Source organism: Frankia sp. CpI1-P, assembly GCF_001421075.1.
Classification (GTDB): domain Bacteria; phylum Actinomycetota; class Actinomycetes; order Frankiales; family Frankiaceae; genus Frankia; species Frankia torreyi.
Map to the genome: position 1 here is coordinate 45,054 of NZ_LJJX01000041.1, position 23,063 is coordinate 68,116.

Annotated in this window: 17 protein-coding genes, 1 rRNA gene and 18 pseudogenes; 32 read left to right on the top strand and 4 right to left on the bottom strand. The window is 74.3% G+C overall.

Features of this window, described 5'->3' with window-relative positions:
• The first annotated feature begins 567 nt into the window (after positions 1 to 567).
• The 14 genes and pseudogenes from FF86_RS23025 to FF86_RS23065 all read left to right on the top strand — a co-directional run.
• On the top strand, positions 568 to 1,617 hold the full coding sequence (locus FF86_RS23025) for an SseB family protein (protein ID WP_044886910.1): 1,050 nt from the start codon (positions 568 to 570) through the stop codon (positions 1,615 to 1,617).
• A gap of 480 nt (positions 1,618 to 2,097) precedes the next feature.
• Positions 2,098 to 2,530, top strand: a 433-nt coding sequence (gene infC / locus FF86_RS23035) for a translation initiation factor IF-3 (protein WP_396230028.1), incomplete at its 3' end; no start/stop codon positions are given.
• A 1-nt stretch (position 2,531) separates the two neighbouring features.
• Positions 2,532 to 2,649 (top strand): annotated as a pseudogene (locus FF86_RS55500) (translation initiation factor IF-3); the annotation flags it as partial.
• Positions 2,650 to 2,745: 96 nt separating this feature from the next.
• Positions 2,746 to 2,940 carry a 50S ribosomal protein L35 gene (rpmI, locus tag FF86_RS23040; RefSeq protein ID WP_011606309.1) on the top strand — a complete coding sequence of 65 codons (195 nt, stop codon included), beginning with the start codon at positions 2,746 to 2,748 and terminating at the stop codon, positions 2,938 to 2,940.
• A 109-nt stretch (positions 2,941 to 3,049) separates the two neighbouring features.
• Positions 3,050 to 3,126 (top strand): annotated as a pseudogene (locus FF86_RS55505) (50S ribosomal protein L20); the annotation flags it as partial.
• A gap of 1 nt (position 3,127) precedes the next feature.
• A pseudogene (rplT, locus tag FF86_RS23045) lies at positions 3,128 to 3,430 on the top strand (50S ribosomal protein L20); the annotation flags it as partial.
• 20 nt (positions 3,431 to 3,450) lie between these two features.
• Positions 3,451 to 4,317, top strand: coding sequence for an RNA methyltransferase (locus FF86_RS23050; protein WP_044886912.1), 867 nt, complete (start codon positions 3,451 to 3,453; stop codon positions 4,315 to 4,317).
• 131 nt (positions 4,318 to 4,448) lie between these two features.
• On the top strand, positions 4,449 to 4,934 hold a 486-nt coding region (locus tag FF86_RS55510; protein WP_242419332.1), incomplete at its 3' end, for a PAS domain-containing protein.
• A gap of 1 nt (position 4,935) precedes the next feature.
• Positions 4,936 to 5,247: pseudogene (locus FF86_RS55515) on the top strand (sensor histidine kinase); the annotation flags it as partial.
• Position 5,248: 1 nt separating this feature from the next.
• Positions 5,249 to 5,594: pseudogene (locus FF86_RS55520) on the top strand (sensor histidine kinase); the annotation flags it as partial.
• Positions 5,506 to 6,152, top strand: a pseudogene (locus FF86_RS67765) (hypothetical protein); the annotation flags it as partial. The pseudogenes FF86_RS55520 and FF86_RS67765, both read left to right, overlap by 89 nt.
• A 1-nt stretch (position 6,153) precedes the next feature.
• A pseudogene (gene pheS / locus FF86_RS23060) lies at positions 6,154 to 6,879 on the top strand (phenylalanine--tRNA ligase subunit alpha); the annotation flags it as partial.
• Between the two features lie 4 nt (positions 6,880 to 6,883).
• On the top strand, positions 6,884 to 7,094 hold a 211-nt coding region (locus FF86_RS55530), incomplete at its 3' end, for a hypothetical protein (RefSeq protein WP_242419333.1).
• A 1-nt stretch (position 7,095) separates the two neighbouring features.
• A pseudogene (locus tag FF86_RS23065) lies at positions 7,096 to 9,505 on the top strand (phenylalanine--tRNA ligase subunit beta); the annotation flags it as partial.
• Between the two features lie 182 nt (positions 9,506 to 9,687).
• Here the strand turns inward: FF86_RS23065 and FF86_RS55535 are convergent.
• The 4 genes and pseudogenes from FF86_RS55535 to FF86_RS67770 all read right to left on the bottom strand — a co-directional run.
• Positions 9,688 to 10,979: DUF692 domain-containing protein (locus FF86_RS55535; protein WP_242419334.1), on the bottom strand; the 1,292-nt coding region annotated here is incomplete at its 5' end.
• A gap of 1 nt (position 10,980) precedes the next feature.
• Positions 10,981 to 11,265, bottom strand: a pseudogene (locus FF86_RS55540) (DUF692 family multinuclear iron-containing protein); the annotation flags it as partial.
• Positions 11,217 to 11,852: TIGR04222 domain-containing membrane protein (locus FF86_RS55545; RefSeq protein WP_242419335.1), on the bottom strand; the 636-nt coding region annotated here is incomplete at its 5' end. The pseudogene FF86_RS55540 and the gene FF86_RS55545, both read right to left, overlap by 49 nt.
• Position 11,853: 1 nt before the next feature.
• Positions 11,854 to 12,287, bottom strand: a pseudogene (locus FF86_RS67770) (hypothetical protein); the annotation flags it as partial.
• Positions 12,288 to 12,510: 223 nt separating this feature from the next.
• Between FF86_RS67770 and argC the strand changes: the two are divergent.
• From argC to FF86_RS23125, 18 genes and pseudogenes are all read left to right on the top strand, one after another.
• Positions 12,511 to 13,539: an N-acetyl-gamma-glutamyl-phosphate reductase gene (gene argC / locus FF86_RS23080; protein WP_044886915.1), complete on the top strand. Its 1,029-nt coding sequence runs from the start codon at positions 12,511 to 12,513 to the stop codon at positions 13,537 to 13,539.
• A gap of 154 nt (positions 13,540 to 13,693) precedes the next feature.
• On the top strand, positions 13,694 to 13,986 hold a 293-nt coding region (locus FF86_RS55550; RefSeq protein WP_304438169.1), incomplete at its 3' end, for a bifunctional ornithine acetyltransferase/N-acetylglutamate synthase.
• 1 nt (position 13,987) lies between these two features.
• A pseudogene (locus FF86_RS55555) lies at positions 13,988 to 14,661 on the top strand (bifunctional ornithine acetyltransferase/N-acetylglutamate synthase); the annotation flags it as partial.
• A gap of 1 nt (position 14,662) precedes the next feature.
• A pseudogene (locus FF86_RS55560) lies at positions 14,663 to 14,840 on the top strand (bifunctional ornithine acetyltransferase/N-acetylglutamate synthase); the annotation flags it as partial.
• 10 nt (positions 14,841 to 14,850) lie between these two features.
• On the top strand, positions 14,851 to 15,891 hold the full coding sequence (gene argB, locus FF86_RS23090) for an acetylglutamate kinase (RefSeq protein WP_052681273.1): 1,041 nt from the start codon (positions 14,851 to 14,853) through the stop codon (positions 15,889 to 15,891).
• Positions 15,888 to 16,653 (top strand): aminotransferase class III-fold pyridoxal phosphate-dependent enzyme (locus FF86_RS55565; protein WP_242419336.1); only part of this gene is annotated, 766 nt, incomplete at its 3' end. The genes argB and FF86_RS55565, both read left to right, overlap by 4 nt.
• Positions 16,654 to 16,664: 11 nt before the next feature.
• Positions 16,665 to 17,129 (top strand): annotated as a pseudogene (locus tag FF86_RS55570) (aminotransferase class III-fold pyridoxal phosphate-dependent enzyme); the annotation flags it as partial.
• On the top strand, positions 17,126 to 17,919 hold a 794-nt coding region (argF, locus tag FF86_RS23100; RefSeq protein ID WP_242419337.1), incomplete at its 3' end, for an ornithine carbamoyltransferase. The pseudogene FF86_RS55570 and the gene argF, both read left to right, overlap by 4 nt.
• A 1-nt stretch (position 17,920) precedes the next feature.
• A pseudogene (locus FF86_RS55575) lies at positions 17,921 to 18,049 on the top strand (ornithine carbamoyltransferase); the annotation flags it as partial.
• An 83-nt stretch (positions 18,050 to 18,132) separates the two neighbouring features.
• Positions 18,133 to 18,873, top strand: coding sequence for an arginine repressor (gene argR / locus FF86_RS23105; RefSeq protein ID WP_044886918.1), 741 nt, complete (start codon positions 18,133 to 18,135; stop codon positions 18,871 to 18,873).
• A 12-nt stretch (positions 18,874 to 18,885) separates the two neighbouring features.
• A partial coding sequence (locus FF86_RS55580; protein ID WP_242419338.1) for an argininosuccinate synthase domain-containing protein occupies positions 18,886 to 19,237 on the top strand: 352 nt, incomplete at its 3' end.
• A gap of 1 nt (position 19,238) precedes the next feature.
• Positions 19,239 to 19,511: pseudogene (locus FF86_RS55585) on the top strand (argininosuccinate synthase domain-containing protein); the annotation flags it as partial.
• Position 19,512: 1 nt separating this feature from the next.
• A pseudogene (locus FF86_RS55590) lies at positions 19,513 to 20,088 on the top strand (argininosuccinate synthase); the annotation flags it as partial.
• On the top strand, positions 20,085 to 20,849 hold a 765-nt coding region (locus FF86_RS55595), incomplete at its 3' end, for a lyase family protein (protein ID WP_242419339.1). The pseudogene FF86_RS55590 and the gene FF86_RS55595, both read left to right, overlap by 4 nt.
• A gap of 1 nt (position 20,850) precedes the next feature.
• Positions 20,851 to 21,611: pseudogene (gene argH, locus FF86_RS55600) on the top strand (argininosuccinate lyase); the annotation flags it as partial.
• 44 nt (positions 21,612 to 21,655) lie between these two features.
• Positions 21,656 to 21,969, top strand: a 314-nt coding sequence (locus FF86_RS55605; protein ID WP_242419344.1) for a DNA-3-methyladenine glycosylase, incomplete at its 3' end; no start/stop codon positions are given.
• Between the two features lies 1 nt (position 21,970).
• A pseudogene (locus tag FF86_RS55610) lies at positions 21,971 to 22,281 on the top strand (DNA-3-methyladenine glycosylase); the annotation flags it as partial.
• A 643-nt stretch (positions 22,282 to 22,924) separates the two neighbouring features.
• Positions 22,925 to 23,063: ribosomal RNA gene (locus FF86_RS23125) — 16S ribosomal RNA — on the top strand; the annotation flags it as partial.

Sequence of the window (23,063 nt, forward strand, 5' to 3'; positions counted from 1 at the left end):
ACCAGCCGGTCCCCGCCACCCTGCTCGCCCGCGCGGACCTGCTCGTGCTGACCGTCCGCGCCGGGGAGGCGGAGATCGCGGGTGCGGACGACGCGCTGACCGCGCTCACCGCGGCCGGCCGCGGTGACCTCGTCGCCACCGTCATCGTCGCCATCGTGGAGACCTACCCGTCCCGGCTCAGCCGCGGCGCCCGGATGCGCCTGGACCATCTCGAGGATCGGGCGTACATGACGGTGCCNGTGCCGTTCGACGCGGCGCTGGCCGACAGCCGGCCGATCAACTGGTTCCGCCTGCGCAGGCGGACCCGGTTCGCCTTCCAGCGTCTCGCCGGTGCGGTCGCCACCGCCCCGCTGCCCGGTTCCCAGCCGGCGGCGGCCCTCGCCCGCCCCGCTCTCGCCGCCGCCGATCCACAGGCTCGCATCGCTGCCTGGCCCTCGGGGGCCTGACGCACCCACCGCCGGCCCCGGGTGGTCCCGGCGGCGGGGCGGTGATGGGGGGCGGCTGCAGGCCGGTCCGGCACCGGCGGCCGCGGGGCCGCCCGGCGCTGCGGCGTTTAGGCTGCGGGGAATGGCACGCCATCTGCTGACTCCGGCCGGGCAGGGAGACGACGGGGCGGCCGACGAGGCCCTCGTCCGGGTGCTCGCCGCCGGCGGCTCGACCGGTCGCGTCGATCCTGCCGCCCTGACCGCCGCCCTGCGCCGCGCCCGGGTCTTCGTCGCGATCGAGGCCATGCTCACCTCGGCCGACGCCACCACCGGCGCCGACAAGACCAGTGAGATGGCGCTGGCCACTCTGCGCACCCCGTCCGGTGCCACCGCGCTGCCGATCTTCTCGAGCGTGGCGACGCTCGCCGCCTGGCGTGGGGCCGCCCGCCCCGTGCCGGTGGCCGCCCCGGACGCCTGGGCGGAGGCGGTCCGCCTCGGCCTCGACTCGGTGGTGATCGACGTCGCCGGTCCGTACCCGACCAGCCTGGAGGTCGGTCCCGGCGGCGCGGACATCCCGGTCGGTCCGGATGCCGCCGCCGATGCCGATCGAGCCGACCGCGCGGTCGCCGTCGATCGTGCGGGTGCGGTCGATCGTGCGGGTGGGGCCGATCGTGCGGATGTCGCCGGTGGTGGGGATGCGCCGGTGGGCGTGGGGCGGACGGATCCGTCCGTCGACATCGCCCTGACGGCGCTGCGGCGGCCGGCAGCCCCCGACGGACCGCTGGCCCGTCCCCGAGTGCGGGTGGCCCTGCGGGCGATCACGGAACGGGTCGAGGCCTGGCCGGCCGAACTGGTGGAGCCCGGCGCGACGGCGCCGCGACCCGTGCTCGCCGTCGCGGTCCACGGCTCGGTGGGGGACACGCCCGCGACGGGGGAGTCGATCGCCCGTCGACTGTCCCAGCTCCTGGCGACGGCTTCCGCAACCAGCGGCTCGGCCTCGACGGCTCCGACGGCCTCGACGGCCTCGACGAGCCCGGCGGGTGGGGCTGGCCAGCTCGGCGCCCCCGAACCCGCGGCCGCGCGCGCGGTGGCGGTGCTGCTGGTCGGGTCGGGACAGGCTCGGGCGGTGCGTCGGCTCCTGGGCCGTGGCCTGCGCTCCGAGCGGCGCTGGGGGTGGCGGCCGCCCCGCTGAGCCACCCCGCGGCCGCGCGGGTCCGGGTCGCGGGGCGGATCGCTCCCCGCGGGCCGGCCGTCGCCCGGATCGTCCCTGTCTGTCGGCTCGCGGATCGCGGTCGCCGCGCCCGTTCGGGGCGGCCGGTCGCCGCCGTGATCGTCCTGCCCGGCGGTGTGGTGCTACTCTTGGCCTCAGACCGATTGCCGGTTGGTTCCACCCATCCGATGGTGCCGTCGTTCGTGACGGCCCTGGCGAGGGCACGGAGCCTGTCCGGCAGGACCAAGCGGGGGTTCGCCCTCCACCCGATGTTGCCGACTGGCGCCGCCTCCACGGGGTGTCAGAGTGTCGACCGGCCCGAGTTCCGGGCCGTGGCCACGGCAGCCGGGTCGCCGGTCGGCCGAGCCGTTCCCGCGGTTGTCGGCCGGGAGCCTGGTGCGGCCAGGCTCGGTGCTCCGCTGCGGTGAGGTCACGCCCGCGCGTCGAGCAACGGAGGAACACATCAGCACAGAGTCCCGTATCAATGACCGGATCCGCGTCCCCGAGGTACGCCTCGTCGGCGCGGAAGGCGAGCAGATCGGCATCGTTGCGATCGGCGAGGCTATGCGCATGGCGCAGGAGGCCGATCTCGACCTCGTGGAGGTCGCGCCGACCGCTCGCCCTCCGGTCTGCAAGCTGATGGACTTTGGAAAGTTCAAGTACGAGTCCGACCAGAAGCGTCGGGAAGCTCGGAAGAACCAGGTCCAGACCGTCATCAAGGAAATGAAGCTGCGGCCGAAGATCGATCCGCACGACTACGAGACCAAGAAGGGTCACGTCGTGCGGTTCCTGCGAGCCGGTGACAAGGTAAAGATCACCATCATGTTCCGCGGTCGGGAGCAGTCCCGGCCGGAGCTTGGCATCCGCCTGCTCCAGCGGCTGTCCGCCGACGTGGNCGACCTCGGCTACGTGGAGGCCCAGCCCAAGCAGGACGGCCGGAACATGACGATGGTGATGGCCCCGCACAAGGGTTCCAAGCCGCAGCGGCTGCCGGAACCGGCTGGCCACGTCTGACCCGACGTCGGTGGGTCCGCGCGGTGGTGTCCCCACCGTCCGGACCTCACCGCGCCGACCGCTCGACCACCCCCCGTAAACCGTCAGGATGTCGACATGCCCAAACAGAAGTCCCACAGCGGCGCGAGCAAGCGGTTCCGGATCACCGGCTCCGGCAAGGTGGTGCGCCAGAAGGCCAACCGCCGCCACCTGCTGGAGCACAAGTCCAGCCGCCGCACCCGCCGGCTGGCCGGCGTGGAGCCGCTGACGAAGGCGGACGCAGGCCGAATCAAGCGCCTTCTCGCCCGCTGAGCGCGCCCCGCTGACGAATCCGGCCCCGGTGACACCGGCGCGCCCTGCGCGGTGATCGATCCCGGTCCGGCCGGCCNGATGCACCCGAACGAAGGAGACAGGTGCCCTCATGGCACGCGTGAAGCGGGCGGTCAACGCCCAGAAGAAGCGCCGTACGGTCCTCGAACAGGCCAGCGGCTACCGGGGNCAGCGCTCGCGGCTCTACCGCAAGGCCAAGGAGCAGATGCTCCACTCGATGACCTACTCCTACCGGGACCGTCGCGCGCGCAAGGGCGACTTCCGGCAGTTGTGGATCACTCGGATCAACGCTGCGGCGCGCGCCAACGGCATGACGTACAACCGCTTCGTGCAGGGTCTGAAGCTGTCCGGCGTGGAGGTGGACCGCAAGATCCTCGCCGATCTGGCGGTCAACGACGCCGCGGCCTTCACCGCTCTGGTCGAGGTGGCCCGGGCGGCCCTGGCGGCGGCGCCGGAGCCGACCGCCGCCTGAGCCCGTCGCGACGCCGACCCGTGCCCGCCGCCCGCGTGCTCCCGCCGCCCGATCGTGGGCCGGTCGCCGGGCTGCGGTCGGCTCGGGTCGGTGCCGCCCGGCGCCTGCGGCGCCCGGCGGAGCGCCGGGAGCAGGGCCGCTTCCTCGTCGAGGGGGCGCAGGCCGTCGGCGCGGCCGTCGCCGCGGGCGGCCTGCTCGAGGTGTTCGTGGGCGTGTCGGCGGCGGGCCGTCACGACGATCTGCTGCGCGCCGCCGCGGTGCCCGTCCGGCTCGTGACGGACGAGGCCGCGGCGGCGCTGTCCGAGACGGTCACCCCCCAGGGGCTCGTCGCCGTCGCCGCCCTGCCGGGTCACCGGCTCGTCGACCTGGCCGCACCCCGACTGGTGGCGGTGTGCGTGGGCGCGAACGATCCGGGCAACGCCGGCACCGTGATTCGCAGCGCGGACGCGGCCGGGGCGGACGCGGTGGTGTTCACCGGCGGCGGCGTCGACCCGTTCGGCGGGAAGTGCGTGCGGTCGTCGGCCGGTAGCCACTTCCACCTCCCGGTGATCGTCGAACCGACGCTCGCCGACGTGGTGGCGGGGTTGCGCGCACGGGGGTGCCGGATCGTCGCGACCTCGGGTTCCGCGCGGCGTGATCTCGACACCGCGGTGGACGCCGGCGAGCTCGACGGGCCCACTGCCTGGTTGTTCGGCAACGAGGCGCACGGTCTCGATCCCGCCGGTCTGGCCGCCGCGGACGCGGCGTTGCGGGTACCGGTGTACGGTCAGGCCGAGTCCCTGAATCTTGCGGTTGCGTCCGCCCTGTGCCTATACGCATCGGCGCGGGCGCAGAGAACGGGTAGGTCCGGTACTGACGGCACCGGAGGAGGTGGTCGGCGGTGGTGAACACCGTCGCATCGACATCCGAACAGGCGCCGACCACGCAGCAGCCGCCGGCTCCCGCCGGTGCAACCGTTCCCCCGGCGGGCGGCTCGGCCGGCTTGCCCACCACCGCCGCCCCGGCATCAGGCGAGGCCATGACTGCTGACGACGAGCCCGTGCAGGATCACGGCGTACCGGCGGACCCCGCCGAGGCCGACGGCGGCGACGGCGCCGGCTCGGCCGCGCTGGACGGGCCACTGCCCGCGGCCGCGTTCGATCTGCTGCCCGATGCGGTCGTCGTCACCGACGCCGCCGGCACGGTCGAGGTCTTCAACCGGGCCGCGGTCCGCCTGATCGGCGTGCCCGTGCCGGCCGCGGTCGGCCGGCACCTCACCGAGGTGCTCCCGCTGCTGGACGAGCGCGGCAACGACTGGTGGGAGTGCTCCGCGCTCAGCCGGGAGCTGCCGAGGGTCATCGGGCAGCCCGAGCGACGGCTGACCTATGCCGGTCCGGTGCACGATCGCGACTTTCACGTCACCGTCCGCTTCACTCGGGTCGCGGGTCGGCTGGCCCGGGTCTCGCTGTCGCTGCGCGACACGCTGAGTCGGGAGCGGCTGGAGCGCAACCGGGCGGACCTGGTCNCCACCGTCGCCCACGAGCTGCGCTCGCCGCTGACCAGCGTGAAGGGCTTCACGGCGACGCTGCTGGCCAAGTGGGACCGGTTCACCGACGAGCAGAAGAAGCTCATGCTGAACACGGTCAACACCGACGCCGACCGGGTCACCCGCCTGCTCGCCGAGGTGCTCGACGTCTCCCGCATCGACTCGGGCCGCATCCAGGTCCGCAAGCAGATCGTCGACCTGCCCAGCCGGGTGCGCTCGGTGGTCGACGGCAAGATCGCCGCCGGGGCGGCGGGCGCCGAGCGGTTCAACGTCCGCGAGGAGGGCGAGCTGCNCGAGATGTGGGTCGATCCGGACAAGATGGAGCAGGTGCTCCACAACCTGGTCGACAACGCGCTGCGCCACGGCGCGGGTACTGTGACGGTGCTGCTGCGCGGCAGCGACACCGGCACGGAGGTGAGCGTGGCCGACGAGGGCGAAGGCGTGTCCGAATCGAACGCCGCGCGCGTGTTCACGAAGTTCTGGCGCGGTGCCAGCCGCGGCAACGGCACCGGTCTCGGGCTCTACATCGCCAAGGCACTGATCGAGGCGCATGGGGGCACCATCTCGGTCGGCCGGGCCGCGGGCGGCGGCGCCGAATTCCGATTTTTCGTGCCCGCCGGCGGTCCGGTGTTCGGCTGAGGCCGAGCGTCACGATCGACCGGCGGGCGCCCCGGGCAGCCGACGGGCGGCATCGAGCGCGGACCGCGCCGCCGCCGCGGCTGCCTCCCGGCCTCCATCGCCCGCCGGGCCCCTTCCGGGCCGGGCGATCACTCCGGCCGGGCGACCTCATGCCCAGCGAAACGATACGAGGATGAGCACCGTGCCCGCCCCTGGAGAGACTGTCGACCCGTCCCGGGTCCACGCCCTCGACCCCGACCAGCTCGCCGCGGCCGTCGCCGCGGCCCGGGAGTCGATCCGCGCCGCCACCGACCTCGACGCGCTGGCCGCCGCCCGCACCGCCCACGTCCACGGCGCCGCCGCCCCGTTGGTGCTGGCCCGCCGGGAGCTCGGTGCGCTGCCGCGCGAGGAGCGTGCCGACGCCGGCCGTCGGCACAACGCCGCCCGCGCCGAGGTCCAGGCCGCCTACGACACGCGCCTGGCCGAGCTGACCGCCGAACGCGACGCCCGGGTGCTGCGCGAGGAGCGCGTCGACGTCACCCTGCCCGTGGCGCGCCGTCGCCGCGGCGCCCGCCACCCNCTGTCCTCGCTGTCCGACCGGCTCGTCGACGTGTTCGTCGCCATGGGCTACGAGGTCGCCGAGGGACCCGAGATCGAACACGACTGGTTCAACTTCGAGGCCCTGAACATGGCCCCCGACCATCCGGCCCGCAGCGAGCACGACACCCTCTACGTCGAGCCCACCGCCTCCGGCCGGGTGCTGCGTACCCACACCTCGCCGGTGCAGGTCCGGGCCCTGCTCGACCGGCCGCTGCCGGTGTACGTCGTGTGCCCGGGGCGGACGTACCGCAACGACACCATCGACGCCACCCACTCGCCGGTGTTCGGCCAGCTCGAAGGGCTCGCCGTCGACGAGGGCATCACCATGGCCGACCTGCGCGGCACGCTGGAGGTCTTCGCGCAGGCGCTGTTCGGCTCCGGGTTGTCGACGCGGCTGCGCCCGTCGTTCTTCCCGTTCACCGAGCCGTCCGCCGAGCTGGACGTGCAGTGCTTCGCCTGCCGCGGCGAGGCGGCCCGCCAACCCTGCCGGGTCTGCTCGGACGAGGGCTGGATCGAGATCGGCGGCTGCGGCATGGTCGATCCGAACGTGCTGCGGGCCACCGGGGTCGACCCGACCCGCTACAGCGGCTTCGCCTTCGGCATGGGCCTGGAACGGGCCGCGATGATCAGGCATGACGTCCGGGAGATCCGCGACTTCGTCGACGGTGACGTCCGGTTCAGCCTCCCGTTCGGAATCGAGGTCTGAGCAGATGCTGATCGTGATGTCCTGGCTGCGGGAGTACGTCGAGGGGCTGCCGCCCACCCGGGCGGTCGCCGACGCGCTGATCCGCGCCGGTTTCGAGGTCGAGGGGCTGCGCGGCGTCGGGGGCGATGTCTCCGGCGTCGTCGTCGGGGAGATCGTCGACTTCGAGATCGTGGAGACGAAGAAGAAGGACGTCCGCTGGTGTCAGGTCCGCGTGGNCCCGCAGCCGGCCGGCGAGTCGTCGGGTCTCGGTGTGCGGGGGGTCATCTGCGGCGCGCACAACTTCGCCGTCGGCGACCGGGTGGCCGTCGCGCTGCCCGGCGCGGTGCTGCCCGGCGGGTTCGCCATCACCGCCCGCAAGACCTACGGCCATGTCAGCGACGGGATGATCTGCTCCGCCCGGGAGCTGGGCCTCGGCGAGGATCACGACGGCATCCTCGTGCTCCCGCCGTCGGCCCCGATCGGCGCCGACGTCACCGAGCTGCTCGATCTCGTCGACGAGATCCTCGACATCGCCGTCACCCCCGACCGCGGCTACGCGCTGTCGGTGCGGGGCATCGCCCGGGAGGCGGCGACCGCCTTCGCGCTGCCCTTCACCGACCCGGGCGTCCCACGGTCCGGGCAGGTCGAGGCCGGGCAGGTCGAGGCCGGGCAGGTCGCGGCCGGGGAGAGTGCGGCCGGGGAGGCGTATCCGGTCGTCGTCGAGGACACCGCGGGCTGCGACCGGTACGTCGCCCGGGTGGTCACCGGCGTCGACCCTGCGGCCCGCACGCCGCTGGGCTGGTCCCGGCGGCTGTCGTTGGCCGGGATGCGGCCGATCTCCGTGCCCGTCGACGTCACCAACGCCGTGCTGCTCGGGCTCGGCCAGCCGCTGCACGCCTTCGACCGGGCGAAGCTCACCGGCGCCATCATCGTGCGCCGGGCCGAGGCGGGGGAGACGCTGCGCACCCTCGACGGGGTCGAGCGCATCCTCGACCCCGAGGACCTGGTCATCGCGGACGACACCGGCCCGATCGCGCTGGCCGGGGTGATGGGCGGCGCGAACACGGAGATCTCCGCGCAGACGACCGACATCGTGCTGGAGGCCGCGCACTTCGACCCGATCAGCGTCGCCCGCACCGCGCGGCGCCACCGGCTGTCCTCGGAGGCCGCGCGGCGCTTCGAGCGCGGCGTGGACCCGGCGCTCGCCCCGGTCGCGGCGGCGACGGCCGTCGACCTGCTCGTCGAGCTCGCCGGCGCCCGCCCCGCTCCGGGGGTGACCGACCTCGACCACCGACCGACTGCGGCGCCCGTGCTGCTGTCCCTGCACGAGCCCGAGCGGCTCGCCGGCCGGCCGTACTCCGCCGAGGTCGTCCGCCGCCGCCTCGCCGACGTCGGCTGCGTGGTCGCCGCCAGTGCCACCTCGGACATCACCGACTTCACCACGGATGTCACCGGCGCCACCACCGTCGGTGGGGTCACCACCACCGTCGTCGGTGGTGATGTCCTCGTCGTCACGCCGCCGTCGTGGCGGCCCGACCTGACCCGGCCCGCGGATCTCGTCGAGGAGATCATGCGGTTGGAGGGGTACGACACGATCCCGGTGACCCTGCCGCTGCTGCCCGCCGGCCGCGGCCTGACCCCGGCGCAGCGGATGCACCGGGCGGTGGGCCGGGCGCTGGCGTACGCCGGCCTGGCCGAGGTGCTGACCCTGCCGTTCGTGGCCGCGGACGCCGCCGACGCGCTCAGCCTGGTCGCGGACGACAAGCGGCGCCTGGCGGTCCGGGTCGCCAACCCGATCGCCGAGGACGCCGCCTACCTGCGCACGACCCTGCTGTCCGGGCTGATCGCCGCCGCGGTGCGCAACATCGGCCGGGGCCAGCAGGACCTGGCCCTGTTCGAGGTCGGTCGGGTCTTCCGGGAGCAGCCCGGCGCGCCGGTGCGGGTGCCGACGCCGCCGGTGGACCGCCGTCCGTCCGCGGAGGAGATCGCCGCGCTGGACTCGGTCCTGCCCGGGCAGGACCGTCACGTCGCGGCGCTGCTCACCGGTCGCCGCGAGCCGACCGGCTGGTCGACGCCGGGCCGCGAGGCGGACTGGGCGGACGCCGTCGACGCCGCGCATGTCGTCGCCGAGGCGGTCGGGCTCACGCTGACCGTCACGGCCGGTGACACCATGCCGTGGCATCCCGGCCGCTGCGCGGAGCTGACCGTCGGCGGCCGCCTCGTCGGCTTCGCCGGGGAACTGCACCCGCGGGTGCTCGGCGACGCCGGCCTGCCGCCGCGCACCGTCGCGATGGAGCTCAGCCTCGACGTCCTCGTCGAGGCCGCGACGGCGGCGCCGCCGGTCGTCGCGCCGGTGATCTCCACCTACCCGCCGGCGGACCGGGACGTGGCGCTCGTCGTCCCGAGCCGGGTGCCGGTCGCCGAGGTGACCGAGGCCCTGCGCGAGGGCGCCGGCGACCTGCTGGAGTCGCTGACCCTCTTCGACGTGTTCGAGGGCGCCCAGGTCGGCGCCGGGCAGCGCTCACTCGCCTTCGGTCTGCGCCTGCGGGCGGGGGACCGGACGCTGACCGCCGCCGAGGCGAACGCGGTGCGCGACGCGGCCGTCGAACTCGCCGCGCAGCGCACCGGCGCCGCCCTACGCGCATAGGCAGGCAGGTTTTCGGCCGGATGGCGGCCAGATCGTGCCGAGGCATACTCACGGTTCTGCGCCCGCAATCGCGACCAAGCCTCGGCACGATCACGGTTCCGCACGCAACTGGTAGCAGAAGGACGCGACGGTTCCGCAGGGAACATCATGATCACTGGTCCTGGTCCTGGCGGCCGCCGGGTCTAGCCGTGCCCGCGCCGGCCGAGGACGAGCAGCCCCACCAGGGGCAGCCGGATCAAGACGAGCAGCCCGCCGCGTTTTCCCGCCCCGGCCGGGACCGGTTCGTCGCGGTCCGCCGCGGGAGGGGTATCGGCCCCGGAACCACCTCCACCGAGGAATCGGTCCGTGCCGGGGCCGCGCAGGCACGCCGGAAGGCGGCCCGGTCGGCTGCACGCCAGGGCGAAGCGCCGGCCGGCCGTGCACGCCACGAGCAGCTCCGCGCGGGCGTCGACATCGAGCATGTCGTAGTGCTCCCGGGCGTACGCGTGGGCGTCTGCCCAGGTCGTCGTCGGTGGGAGCCACGCGGCGACGGCCGCGAACCCGGCGCGGAAGCCGGGGGTCCGCGCCAACGCGGGCCAGTGCTCGACCACTACCGACCGGCGCTTGTCGATCAATGCCGCGCGGGTCGCCTCGATCCGGTCCGTGGCGAAACCGGGCGGTGGGCCGTCTCCCGCCGTGAGCGCCCGGACCAGTGCGATCTGCCCGGCAAGTAGCTCCCCGTCGGCCCGCGCGTCGGCCGGCTCCAGACCCGCGCGGGCGGCCCCCGTCTCGGATCCCCTCCCGGCCCCCGTCCCGGATCCCGGCACCGATCCCGCCCCGCTCGCCGCCGCGCCGGTCGTCGTGCTGATCGCTGTGCTGATCGCTGTGCTGATCGTCGCGCGGGTCAGGCCCGCGGCGCGGGTGACCGCGTCGAGCTCGGCATGGAACTCGGCCACCGGCGGCAGGTGGGTGTCCCGTTCCAGCAGGCAGGGCAGCGGGCCCGGCCAGTGGTCGACGGCGGTGCGCAGCAGCTCGAGGACCTGTGGGCGAACCGGGTGGGCGTGCGAGTCGTGGTACAGGCCGCCGGCGGTGACGCCGCCGGCGACGTGCAGGTAGGCGACCCGTTCCCAGGGGATGGCGGCCAGGAACCGGTCGGGATCGGTGCCGTGGTTGACCACGTCGCCGTACAGGTTGGCGACGTCGAGCAGCAGCATCACCCCGGTCTGCTCGGCCAGCTCGGTGAGGAACGCCGCGGAGTCCAGCTCGTCGTCGGGCCAGCGCAGCAGCGCCGCCGGGTTCTCCACCGCGAGCGGAACGGACAGCTCCGCGCTCAGCGACCGGATGTTGCGCGCCAGCACCCGCAGCGCCGCGCGGGTACGCGGCACCGGCAGCAGGTGCCCGGCCTCGACCCCGCCGGCCCGGACGAACGCGGCGTGCTCGCTGACCAGTGGGGCGTCCAGACGCTGCGCGACACGGACGAACCGGTCGACGCGGGNGCGGTCCAGCGGCTCGCTGCCCCCCAGCGACAGCCGGACGCCGTGCGGCACCATCGGCACGTCCAGCTCGGTCAGGGCGACCGGCAACGGCCGGTCGGGGTCGACGCTCTCCGCGATCAGTTCGACGAACGCCAGGTCGCCACGCTCGGCGATCGCGGCGGCGAGGGGCGGGCGCCAGCCCACCCCCAACCCGGGTGGCAGCGGCGAAGTCGGTCGGGACGGTCGGAGCCGGGCCATCACCCCCCGCCTCCACAACCCCCGCCGCCGCACCCTCCGCCGCCGCATCCCCCGCCGCAGCTACCCCCTCCGCCGCAACTACCCCCGCCGCCGCAGCCGCCACTCGAGGTGGTGTCGAGGCTTCTTCTCGATCGGGCGGTGCCTCGGGGTCGCGGCCGAACGGCGGGCGCGAGCAGCCCGAGCTCGGTGGCCAGTTTCCGGTCGGCGCCGCCGAGCGCCTCCGGTCCGAACAGCGCGACCGCGAGCGCATGCTGCCCCGGCAGACCGCCGCCGGCCAGTCCGGGCAGGCGCCGCCGGGCCTCGACCGCCACCGCCCACCCGGCCGCGGTGGTCTGCGGCGTCTGGAGGCGGACGCCGAGAACGAGGGCGCCGACCTCGCCGAGCGACAGCACGAAGACGGCGCTGCCGTCGGGCGAGCCGACGTCCGCCACCAGCAGGATGATCCCGCCGACGAACAGGGCCAGCGCGGCGGCCCGGCACCAGCGCAGCACCCGCTTCTGCCGGACGGTGGGCAGGAGCCCCTCCTCGCACAGCCGCTGGCGCGTCGCGGCCAGCGCGGGGGTGCCGGCGAGCCACCGACCGAGCTCGGCGATGCGGCGCCCGCCGTGCGCGTCGATCTCCTGGTGGATGGCGCANCGCAGATCCTGATCCGCGCAGACCGCGGGGCGACGGGAGATCACGGTCCCCGGGGTGGCGCCCGGCCCCACGGCTTCCGATTCGTTGAGCGCGACCACCGCGACCAGCGCCGCCAGATCCGGGCCGCCGTCGAGCAGGGCCAGCTCCTCGGCCTGCTCCGGCCGCGGTCCCAGGCCGTCGGCGTCGAGTCCGAAGCGGTCGACGACCGATCTGGGTGCGGTCAGGCGAGTCGCGGCGCGCCCCCTTCTCGTGCCGTCCCCGTCGGTGCCGTCTCGCCCGGCGTCGCCCGCTCCCATGCCGACCCGGTCGGGGGCGGGCGCGGGTGCGCCGCGCTGGGCCGCCCGCCACGCGGCCCACGTGCCGATCCACAGGACGATCACCAACGCGACATAGCCGATCGCGATCACCATCCGCCGCTCCTCACTGCCGTGCATCGTCCGAGGACAGTGCGTGATATGTGCGGCCCAGGATGGGAGGGCGCGGTACCTTCAGCGTCAACGTGAGGTCAACCGCCAGGTCAGGCGGTCGACGCCCGGCGCGGAGGGGGCGCGGACCGACGTCTGCGCCCGCGACCGACGCGGCCGCGCTGCCCGCCGCGCCGCCCGCGTTCGCCGAATGTCGTTGCATGCCCATAAGCTCGTGTGTATAACCTTGCACATGGGAGTGACCGCAGCAGTGGCAGGGGCGAGCGGGTACGGCGGCGGGGAGCTTCTCCGCCTGCTGCTCGCCCACCCGGAGATCGAGATCGGCGCGCTGGCGGCGAACACGTCGGTCGGCCTGCCCGTGACGGACGTGCACCCGAACCTGCCCGACCTGTCCGGCCGCGTCTTCACCGACGCCGAGACGCTCGCCGCGGCCGAGGCGGACGTCGTCTTCCTCGCTCTGCCGCACGGGCAGTCGGCGGCGGTGGCGGCCACCCTGCCGAGCACCGTGCGCGTCGTCGACCTCGGCGCCGACCACCGCCTCGCCGACCCGGAGGCGTGGCGACGCGCCTACGGCGGCGAGCACGCCGGCACCTGGACCTACGGCCTGCCCGAGCTGCCCGGGGCGCGCGCGCGGATCGCCGCGAGCCGCCGGGTCGCGGCGCCGGGCTGCTACCCGACGGCCTCCACGCTCGCCCTCGCGCCACTGCTGGCCGCGGGCCTCGTCGAACCGCAGGACCTCAACGTCGTCGCCGCCAGCGGCACCTCCGGCGCGGGCCGTTCGGCCAAGGTCAACCTGCTCGGCAGCGAGGTGATGGGCGACCTCACCGCGTACAAGGTCGGCACCCACCAGCACCGTCCGGAGATCGTGCAGGCCCTGTCCGGCGTGGCCGGGACCGCGGTGAGCCTGTCGTTCACCCCTGTGCTCGCCCCGCTGCCCCGAGGCATCCTCGCGACCTGCTCCGGGCGGGCCACCCCCGGCACCGACGCCGACGCCGTGTACGAGGCGCTGCGCTCGGCGTACGCGGGCGAGCCGTTCGTCCGGGTGCTGCCGCCCGGGCGTTGGCCGCACGCCGCGGCGACCCTCGGCGGCAACGCCGTGCACGTGCAGGGCACCTTCGACGCCGAGTCCGGGCGGGCGATCGTCGTGTCCGCCATCGACAACCTCGGCAAGGGCGCGGCCGGCCAGGCGCTGCAGTGCGCCAACCTCATGCTCGGCCTGTCCGAGACCGCGGGCCTGACCGCGCAGGGCATCGCGCCATGACCGGACGTTCCTTGCCTATCCAGAGGGACGAAACGGACATCGCCGCCTCGGGATACGCAGTAAAGGCGACCGCCGGTCGTCGAGCGAGCGACGTGAACGGCACAGACAGCGACGTGAACGGCACAGACGTGGACAGCAGACAGGAGTGGCCGAGGTGAGCGTGACCGCCCCCAAGGGCTTCCGGGCCGCCGGAGTCGCGGCCGGGTTGAAGCCGTCCGGGCGTCCGGACGTGGCGCTCGTCGTGAACGACGGGCCGTCCGACGCCGCCGCCGGCGTGTTCACCCGCAACCGGATCCAGGCCGCGCCCGTGCTGTGGACCCGCCAGGCCCTCGCCGACGGCCGGCTGCGCGCCGTGGTCCTCAACTCCGGCGGCGCCAACGCCTGCACCGGGCCGGCCGGCTTCGCCGACACCCATGCCACGGCCGAGCACGTCGCGGCCGGCCTCGGNCTCGGCGCCGGGGACGTCGCGGTCTGCTCCACCGGGCTGATCGGCGTCCGGCTGCCGATGGACACCCTGCTCGCCGGGGTCACCAGGGCCGTCGCGGACCTCGCCGGCACCGGCGGCGACGACGCGGCCGAGGCGATCCGCACCACCGACACCGTCGCGAAGACCGCCGTGCGGAGCTCCACCACGACGCCGGGAGTGACCGTCGGCGCGATGGGCAAGGGCGCGGCGATGCTGGCCCCGTCGCTGGCGACCATGCTCGTCGTCGTCACCACCGACGCCGTCGCCGACGCCGCGACCCTCGACCGGGCGGTGCGCCAGGCGTCCCGGGTCACGTTCGAGCGGGTCGACTCCGACGGCTGCCTGTCCACCAACGACACCGTGCTGCTGCTCGCCTCGGGCGCCTCCGGGGTGACGCTGCCCGAGGCCGAGCTCACCGGGCTCGTCGCCGAGGTGTGCGACGACCTGGCCCAGCAGATGCTCGGCGACGCCGAGGGCTCCACGAAGACCATCGCGATCACTGTCACCGGGGCCGCGAGCGAGTCCGACGCCCTGGAGGTCGGCCGGTCCGTCGCCCGCAACAACCTGCTCAAGTGCGCCCTCTACGGCAAGGACCCGAACTGGGGGCGCGTCCTCGCCGCGGTCGGCACCACCCAGGCCGCCTTCGAGCCCGACCANCTCGACGTGTCGATGAACGGGGTGCAGGTCTGCCGGGCGGGTGCGCCAGGGGAGGACCGCGACCTCGTCGACCTCTCCGACCGGCGGATCGACATCCTCGTCGATCTGCACGCCGGCGCCGAGGAACTCACCGTCTGGACGAACGACCTGACCGACGGCTACGTCTACGAGAACTCGGNCTACTCCACATGACCGACACCGCCCCCACCACCGCCGGCGCCGGCCGGGGCCCGGCGGCGACCGCCCGCGGGCACGCGGCGCTGGCCAAGACCCAGGTCCTCATCGAGGCGCTGCCGTGGCTGTCCCGCTTCCAGGGCGCCACGATCGTCATCAAGTACGGCGGCAACGCGATGACCGAGCCCGCGCTGCGCGCCGCGTTCGCCGCCGACATCGTCTTCCTGCGCTACTCGGGGCTGCGGGTGGTGGTCGTCCACGGCGGCGGCCCGCAGATCACCGCGCACCTGGCGCGCCTCGGCGTCGAGTCGACGTTCGTCGGCGGCCTGCGGGTCACCACGCCGGAGACCATGGACGTCGTGCGGATGGTGCTGCTCGGCCAGGTCAACCGGGACGTCGTCGGCCTGGTCAACGACCACGGCCCGTTCGCCGTGGGCCTGTCGGGCGAGGACGCGAACCTGTTCACCGCGCGCCGACGCCCCGCGATCGTCGACGGGGAGGAGGTCGACGTCGGCCTCGTCGGCGACATCGTCGAGGTCCGGGCCGAGACGGTCAACGCCCTGCTCGACTCCGGCAAGGTGCCCGTCGTCGCGTCGGTCGCCCGCGGGATCGACGGCGGCGTCTACAACGTCAACGCCGACACGGCCGCCGCGGAGCTCGCCGTCGCCCTCGGCGCCACCAAGCTCGTCGTCCTCACCGACGTCGAGGGGCTGTACGCGGACTGGCCGACCAGCGACGAGGTGCTCAGCGAGCTGAGCATCACAGAGCTCGAACAGCTCCTGCCCACGCTCGCGGCCGGCATGATTCCGAAGATGGAGGCGTGCCGGCGGGCGGTGCGCGGCGGCGTGCCGCAGGCGCACGTGCTCGACGGCCGGGTGCCGCACGCCGTGCTGCTGGAGATCTTCACCGACGACGGCATCGGCACCCTGATCACTCCCGATCGCGACCTGGCCGGACCCGCCGCCGTCCCGACCGCGCCCCCGCCCCCCGCACCGGCCGCCGTGCCCGCACCGGCCGTCGGACCAACCGCCCACGAGACCGGAGGACGGCCATGACCGCCGATCTGCTTGCCCGGCGCGACGCCGTCGTGATGGCGACCTACGGCCGTCCGACGATCTCCCTGATCCGCGGGAAGGGCACCCGGGTGTGGGACGACGCCGGGCGCGAGTACCTCGACCTGCTCGGCGGGATCGCCGTCAGCGTGCTCGGCCACAGCCATCCGGCGATCCGGGCCGCCGTCGTCGACCAGTTCGACACGCTCGGCCACGTGTCGAACCTGTACGCCAACGAGCCGCAGGTGCGCCTGGCCGAACGGCTCGTCGAGCTGCTCGCCGCGGGCGCCCCGGCCCCGGGCCTGCCCGCCAGCGGTGCGAAGATCTTCTTCGCCAACTCCGGAGCCGAGGCCAACGAGGCCGCCATCAAGATCGCGCGGCGTACTGGCCGGCCGGAGATCGTCGCCGCCGAGGGCTCGTTCCACGGCCGTACCCTCGGCGCGCTGTCCATCACCGGGCAGCCGGCCAAGCGCGCGCCGTTCGAGCCGCTGCTGCCCGGCGTGCGGTTCGTGCCCTACGGCGACGCCGCCGCGCTGCGGGCCGCGGTCGGCGAGCGGACCTCGGCGGTGTTCCTGGAGCCGACCCTCGGGGAGGCCGGCGTGGTGCCGCCGCCGCCGGGCTACCTGGCGCAGGCGCGGGCGGCCTGCGACGACGCCGGAGCCCTGCTGGTGTTCGACGAGGTGCAGAGCGGCATCGGCCGGACCGGCTCCTGGTTCGCCCACCAGGCCGTCGGCGTCCAACCCGACGTCGTCACCCTCGCCAAGGNCCTCGGCGGNGGCCTGCCGATCGGCGCCTGCATCGGCATCGGTGCCGCGGCGGACCTGCTGCGCCCCGGCGATCACGGCAGCACGTTCGGCGGCGGCCCGATCGTCTGCGCGGCGGCCCTGGCCGTGCTCGACACGATCACCACCGAGGGGCTGCTCGACCACGCGACGCGGCTGGGCGACCGGCTCGCCGCGCAGATCGTCGCGGCGGGGATCCCGGGGATCGTCGGGGTGCGCGGCGTGGGCCTGTGGCGGGCGATCGAGCTCGCCGGCCCGTTCGCCCCGGCGGTGGAGACGGCGGCCCGCGCGGCGGGCTATCTGGTCAACGCGGTCGCCCCGGACGCCGTCCGGCTCGCCCCGCCACTGATCCTCACCGACGCCGAGGCGGACGCCTTCGTCGCGGCGCTGCCCGCGATCGTCGGCGCCGCGCGCGATGGCGCGAGCCTGTCGGAGCAAGCCTCTAAGGTCGGCGCATGACGGCCCGACACTTCCTTCTCGACACCGACCTGACCTCCGCGGAGCAGGCCGCCGTTCTCGACGTCGCCGACCAGCTCAAGGCCCGCCGCCGCGCCCCCGGGCCGGCGGACCGCCCGCTCGCCGGGCGGTCGGTGGCCCTGCTGTTCGAGAAGCCCTCGACCCGCACCCGGCTGTCGTTCGACGTCGGCGTCGCCGAGCTCGGCGGCCATCCGGTCGTCATCGACGCGGCGAGCACCCAGCTCGGCCGCGGCGAGACGATCGAGGACACCGCCGCCGTGCTCAGCCGGTACGTCGACGCGATCGTCGTGCGCACCTTCGCCCAGGAGCGCCTCGAGCGGCTCGCGGCCGCGGCGAGCGTGCCGGTCGTCAACGCGCTGTCCGACCATGCCCACCCCTGCCAGGCGCTGGCCGACCTGCAGACGATCCGGGAGCGCCGGGGCAGGCTCGCCGGGCTCACCCTGACCTACCTCGGCGACGGCAACAACGTGGCGCATTCGTTGCTGCTCGCCGGGGCGCTCGCGGGGATGCGGGTGCACGTGGCCTCTCCGCCCGGCTACGAGCCGTTCGAGCAGGTCGTCCGGCACGCCAACGAGATCGGCGCGGCCACCGGCGGCGAGGCGCTCGTCATGCACGACGCGCTGGAGGCGGCCGCCGGCGCCGACGTGCTCTACACCGACGTGTGGGCGTCGATGGGCCAGGAGGGCGAGTCGGACAGCCGCTCGTTGGTGTTCCAGCCCTACCAGCTCGACGAGAAGGCCGTCGAGGCCGCCCGGCCGGACGTGCTGGTCATNCACTGCCTGCCGGCGCACCGGGAGCTGGAGATCGCCGCGTCGGTGCTCGACGGGCCGCACTCGGTCGTGTTCGACCAGGCCGAGAACCGGCTGCACGCGCAGAAGGCCCTGCTCTCGCTCCTGCTCGCGNCGCCGTCGACGGGGGCGGGCTCGTCTGCCGGGGAGGGCACTGCCGCCGGGGAGGGCATTGCCGCTGGGGAGGGCACGGTCCGATGACCACGGCGGGCGCGGGGGCGGAGGTGCGGCGGGCCGCTCCGCTGACCAAGCACGCCCGGCAGGCGCGGCTGGCGGCGCTGATCGCGCAGCGGCCGGTGCGTTCGCAGTCGGAGCTCGCCCGCCTGCTCGCGACCGAGGGCGTCCAGGTCACCCAGGCCACCCTGTCCCGTGACCTGGAGGAGATCGGGGCGACGAAGGTGCGCGGCGCCGACGGCGGGCTGGTCTACGCCGTCGACGTGAACCTCGCGCCGGCGGAGATCGTCCGGCTTCCGTTGACCCGGCTGTGCGAGGAGCTGCTGGTCTCGGCGGAGGCCAACGGCGACCTCGTCGTCCTGCGCACCCCGCCCGGGGCCGCCCAGCTCTTCGCCTCCGCGCTGGACCGGGAGGCGCTGCCGGCGGTCATGGGCACGATCGCCGGGGACGACACGGTCCTCGTCGTCTGCCGGGCGCAGCTGCCCGCCCCCGGGGATGGGAGCATCTCCGGGGTTGCCCCGGCCGACGGGGAGAGCCCGGGGGAGGCGCCGCCGGTCGGACCGTCCGCGGGCCAGGCCCCGGTCGCGGGCGGCCCGGGCCTGGCCGCCCACCTGCTACGGCTCGCCGACGGGCGCGCCCGCGCCGTGCCGAGCGTGGCCGCCGCCGCCCAGGCCCGCCCACGCACCCCGCCGGCGGGCGGGGCGGTCCTGGCGGGTACCGACACCGGCACACCTGATGATGATCTTCCGCGCAATCCGACATAAGGAGTAAGTCCCGTGACCGAACGCGTCGTGCTTGCCTACTCGGGCGGCCTCGACACGTCCGTGGCCATCGGCTGGATCGGCGCCGAGACCGGCGCCGAGGTCGTCGCGCTGGCGGTCGATGTCGGCCAGGGCGGCGAGGACCTCGAGGCCATCCGCCAGCGCGCCCTCACCTGCGGCGCCGTCGAGTCGATCGTGGTTGACGCCCGCACGGAGTTCGCCGAGTCCTTCGTTGCCCCGGCGATCCGGAGCAACGCGCTGTACATGGACCGGTACCCGTTGATCTCGTCGCTGTCGCGGCCGATCATCGTCAAGCACCTCGTCGCGGCCGCCCGCGAGCACGGCGCGGACGCGATCGCCCACGGCTNCACCGGCAAGGGCAACGACCAGGTGCGGTTCGAGGTCGGCGTGTCGGCGCTGGCGCCCGGGCTGAAGGTGCTGGCCCCGGTGCGCGACTCGGGCATGACCCGGGACAAGGCGATCGCCTTCGCCGAGGAGCGCGGGCTGCCCATCGACGTGTCCAAGCGCTCGCCGTACTCGATCGACCAGAACCTGTGGGGGCGCACCGCCGAGTGCGGCATCCTCGAGGACCCGTGGGCGCAGCCGCCGGAGGACGTCTTCGTCTACTCGGCGGACCCGACNGTCGCCCGGACTCCCGACGAGGTGACGATCTCCTTCACCGACGGCATCCCGACCGGTCTGGACGGGCGTTCCCTGCCGCTGGCCGAGCTCGTCGCCGAGCTCAACACCCGCGCGGGCGCGCACGGCGTCGGCCGGATCGACCTGATCGAGGACCGCCTGGTCGGGATCAAGAGCCGGGAGATCTACGAGTGCCCGGCGGCGATCACCCTGCTGACCGCGCACCGTGACCTGGAGGACCTCACCCTCGAGCGCGACGTCGCTCGGTTCAAGCGGGGCGTCGACCAGCGCTGGGGCGAGATCGTCTACGACGGTCTGTGGTACTCGCCGCTCAAGGCCGCCCTCGACGCCTTCGTCGACTCGGCGAGCGCCGGGGTCACCGGGGACGTGCGGCTGCGGCTCGCGGGCGGGGTCGCCCAGGTCGTCGGCCGGCGCAGCCCGGGCAGCCTCTACGACCACGCCCTGGCCACCTACGACGCCGGCGACCAGTTCGATCAGGGTGACGCGCGCGGGTTCATCGAGCTCTGGGGCCTGCCGACGAAGGTCTGGGCGGCCCGTGAGCAGCGGCTGAACCCGTGACCTCGACGGATCACTCCGAGGATGCGGCGGCGCCGAAGCCGTCCGCTGCACCAGCCGCCGGCGGGGCCACCGACGCGGACGCGCCCGCCGGCGGGGTGCTCGCCGGCGGGGCGGCGCCCGGCGCGCCGATGCGGCTGTGGGGCGGGCGGTTCGCCGGCGGCCCGGCGGAGGCGCTCGCCCGGCTGTCGGTGAGCGTCCAGTTCGACTGGCGGCTCGCGCCGTACGACCTGCTCGCCTCGAAGTCGCACGCCCGGGTGCTGCACCGGGCCGGCCTGCTCGACGACGCCGAGCTCACCGCGATGCTCGCCGCCATCGACGACCTGTCCGACGCGGTCGCCCAGGGCCGGTTCCGGCCCACGGTCGAGGACGAGGACGTCCACACCGCCCTCGAACGCGGGCTGCTGGAGCGGCTCGGCGCGCTCGGTGGCAAGCTGCGCGCCGGCCGCAGCCGCAACGACCAGGTCGCCACCGACCTGCGCCTGTACCTGCGCGAGCACGCCCGTCAGGTGGCGGCCCGACTGACGGAGCTGTCCGAGGCGCTGGTCACCGTCGCCGGGCAGCACGTGGACACCCCGGCGCCGGGGATGACCCACCTGCAGCACGCCCAGCCGATCTCGTTCGGCCACCAGTTGCTCGCCCACGTGCAGGCGTTCGTGCGGGACACCGACCGGCTGCGGGACTGGGACCGTCGGGCGTCGGTGAGCGCGCTCGGCGCCGGGGCGCTGGCTGGCTCGTCGCTGCCGCTGGACCCGCGGGGCGTTNCCGCCGAGTTGGGATTCGACCGGGCGTTCGAAAACTCGCTCGACGCCGTGTCGGACCGCGACTTCGCCGCAGAGTTCCTGTTCGTGGCCGCGCTGATCGGGGTGCACCTGTCCCGCCTCGGCGAGGAGATCGTGCTCTGGACGACCCGCGAGTTCGGCTGGGTCGAGCTGGACGACGCCTTCGCGACCGGCAGCTCGATCATGCCGCAGAAGAAGAACCCGGACGTCGCCGAGCTCGCCCGGGGCAAGTCCGGCCGGCTCATCGGCGGGCTGACCGGCTTCCTCGCCACCCTCAAGGGGCTCCCGCTCGCCTACGACCGGGACCTGCAGGAGGACAAGGAACCGGTCTTCGACGCGGTCGACACGCTGCTGCTGGTGTTGCCCGCGCTGACGGGCACCGTCGCGACGATGCGGGTCCGTCGCGAGCGGCTGGCCGCGGCCGCGCCGGACGGCTTCGCGCTGGCGACCGACGTCGCCGAGTACCTGGTGCGCCGCGGCGTGCCGTTCCGGCAGGCGCACGAGGCCGTCGGCCAGCTCGTCTCCTGGTGCGTGGCCCACGACGTCGACCTGGACGACGTCTCCGACGACGACCTCGCGGTGATCAATCCGTTGCTGACCGCGGACGTGCGCAGCGTGCTGTCGGTCTCCGGCGCCCTGCAGGCCCGCTCCGCGCCTGGCGGGACCGCGCCGGATCGCGTGCGTGAGCAGCTCGCGGCGCTGCGGCCGGTCCTCGACCGGGACCGCGAGTGGGCGGTGGACTGACGGGGACTCCCGAGCCCCCTGAGGGTCCCGGGCCGGCCACCGACGTGGCCGGCCCGGCGCCGTATCCGGCGGGCTTCTTCGACCGGCCCGTGCTGGCCGTGGCACCGGATCTGCTCGGTGCGACGGTCCGGCACGGGCCGGTTGCCGTTCGGATCACGGAGGTCGAGGCGTACGCCGGCCTGGGCGATCCCGCCTCCCACGCCTTTCGCGGGCCGACCCCGAGGGCTGCGGTGATGTTCGGGCCGCCGGGCCGGGCGTACGTGTACCTCAGCTACGGCCTCCACTGGTGTCTCAACATCGTCTGCGGGCCGGTGGGGGAGGGGTCCGCGGTGCTGCTGCGGGCCGGCGAAGTCGTCGCNGGCCGCGAGGCGGCGCAGGCCCGCTGGCCGACGCTCGCCGCCCGGGACCTGGCCCGGGGGCCCGGGCGGCTCGGGCGGGTTCTCGGTGTCGCCGCGTCGCTGACCGGAACTCCGGTGACGGGCGGCGGGCCCCTTGTCGTTCTCCCGCCGGCGCCTGCGGCCGCCGGGCTCGGTGGCGGACCGGCAGTGGGCGAGGGGCTGGCAGTGGACGAGGGACCGGCAGTGGAAGGTGCGAGGCCGGGGACGCCCGGCCAAAGGATCGAACGAGGCCCACGGGTGGGGATCAGCGCGGGCGCCGAGCGTCCGTGGCGNTTCTGGTTGGCGGGTGAGCCGTCGGTCAGCAGCGCGCGGCCAAGCCGTCGCCGCAGGTGACAGAGCTGCGGACAGATGTGGACGGACGGTGCGCCGCTCTCACCTGGGCAACTTGGCCCAGACCACCAAGCCTCCCATATCAGAACATCACAACGAACCTCTCTGCGAGTGGTGTGACATAGGTCACACATCTGATCGGGGGATTGATTTGACGCCCACCGTCATCCACCCGTANTGTTCTCTCTGTCAGCGCAGCACGGCAGACGCCGAACAGGGCGGCTCCACTCGCTGGCAGAGCCCCTCTCCGGAGGGCGCTCGGGTAGAGCAGGTGCGAGGCGGCCCCTTCTTGGGCGTACTGACGAGCACTGCTCCAAAAAACTTCGTAAGTGGCTAGGAATATGCACGAGTGCGACATCTCCGGATGTAACCTCGTTCGCGCCTGCTCCTTGAGAACTCAACAGCGTGCCGATTGTCAGTGCCAATTGTTTTACCCCGTTCATGGCCTGGCTGGTTGTTCTTCGCGCATCGTTCTGGTGTGTGGGGGGTGGCTGGTTGTGGTTGTGAGGGATTCCTTTGGACACGGCATCACGGTTGTGGTGTCGATGTCGGGGTCTGCCGGTTTTGCCGGCACTCTCGAAATCATTGATGGAGAGTTTGATCCTGGCTCAGGACGAACGCTGGCGGCGTGCTTAACACATGCAAGTCGAGCGAGGGGCTTCGGCTCCTAGCGGCGAACGGGTGAGTAACACGTGGGCAACCTGCCCCGAGCTCTGGAATAACT

Coding starts and splice junctions, on each gene's coding strand:
- FF86_RS23025 (WP_044886910.1), top strand. CDS start 568: ATGGCACGCCATCTGCTGACTCCGGCCGGGCAGGGAGACGACGGGGCG.
- argC (WP_044886915.1), top strand. CDS start 12,511: ATGGGAGTGACCGCAGCAGTGGCAGGGGCGAGCGGGTACGGCGGCGGG.
- argB (WP_052681273.1), top strand. CDS start 14,851: ATGACCGACACCGCCCCCACCACCGCCGGCGCCGGCCGGGGCCCGGCG.
- rpmI (WP_011606309.1), top strand. CDS start 2,746: ATGCCCAAACAGAAGTCCCACAGCGGCGCGAGCAAGCGGTTCCGGATC.
- argR (WP_044886918.1), top strand. CDS start 18,133: ATGACCACGGCGGGCGCGGGGGCGGAGGTGCGGCGGGCCGCTCCGCTG.